1 pseudogene is annotated in these 1232 nt (G+C 76.6%); it reads left to right on the top strand.

The features are described from left to right. Positions 1-1232: pseudogene (locus AB0J09_RS65170) on the top strand (hypothetical protein); the annotation flags it as partial.

Below are 1232 nucleotides of genomic sequence, written 5' to 3'. Positions count from 1 at the left end.
ACCAGGCCGAACGCCTGCGCGACGAGCGGGCCCGCGACCTGGCCGCCGCCCTCGCCGATTGGGCGGCCGGTTGCACACAGCTCAAGCTCGACCCAGAAGAGTTGGCGGGCACGGCCGAACGATTCGAGCAGGCCGACGACCTTGTCGGCGCCGCCCGCACGGCGGCGGCGGTCAGGCTGGCCGCCCGCGAGCAGCACCTGACGGGCCTGCGCGACAAGCTGCTGGCCGAGCGCGCCGACCTGGCCCGCGAACGCGAACGGCTCAACGACCAGGCCGTCCTCGAACCGCCGACCTCGCACGCCCGGGACACCGCCGCCAGAGAGGGCCGCCCCGGCGCCCCGTTGTGGCGGGCCGTGGCGTTCAGATCGGGCCTCGACCCGGTCGCGCAGGCGGGCGTGGAGGCGGCGCTGGAGGCGGCTGGCCTGCTGGATCTGTGGCTGCGCCCGGACGGCGGGTTCGACCCGGGGGAGCACGACGCGTTCGCGGTGGCGTCGCTGGCCAAGCCCGCTCCCGGCTACAGCCTGGCCCACGTGCTGCTCACCGAGGCGGACTCGCCCGTGCGGGCCGACACGGTGCTGGCGGGCATCGCTTTCGCGCCGAGCGCGATCGGCGTCGACCATCCCGCGGTCATCGGCGCCGACGGCACCTGGCGGCTCGGGCCTGCGGCCGGCCGCTGGGTCAAGCCCGAGCCCTCCTACATCGGTGCCACCGCCCGCGAGCGCGCCAGGCGCCGCCGCATCGCGGAGCTGGACGACCGGCTCGGCGAGCTCGCGGGCACGATCGCCGAGTGCGACCACCTGCTCGCCGTGGTCGACGCCGACCGCGACACGCTCTCCGCCGAGCTGCGGCGCAGGCCCGACAGGCAGCCGTACGCCAGGGCGGTCGATGCCCTCGACGGAGCGGTGAAGAAGGTCGCGCTGCTCGAGGACCAGCTGCGGGCGTACGAGCAGCGCCTGCACGAGCGCGAGCACGAGGTCGGCCGGTCGCTGCGGCGGCTCACCGAGCTGGCGGCGAGCCACACCCTGCCCACCGCGCCGCCCGCGCTCGACAACCTGGAAGAGGCCCTGCGCACCGCCGAGACGGCGGGCACCGCCTGGCACGACCGGCGGGCCGACGCTCGCGCCGCCGGCGAACGCGCCCGGCACGCCGCCGAACGTGCCCGCCGAGCGGCTGGCGCCGCTGCTGTGCGCCGGGATCATCGGCTACCGGGCGCTGCTGCGCTGCGATCTGCC

This window comes from Nonomuraea sp. NPDC049784 (genome assembly GCF_040659615.1).
GTDB lineage: Bacteria > Actinomycetota > Actinomycetes > Streptosporangiales > Streptosporangiaceae > Nonomuraea.
Note: the sequence above shows the minus strand (reverse complement) of the source record. Positions and strands in the feature narration are given on the sequence as shown.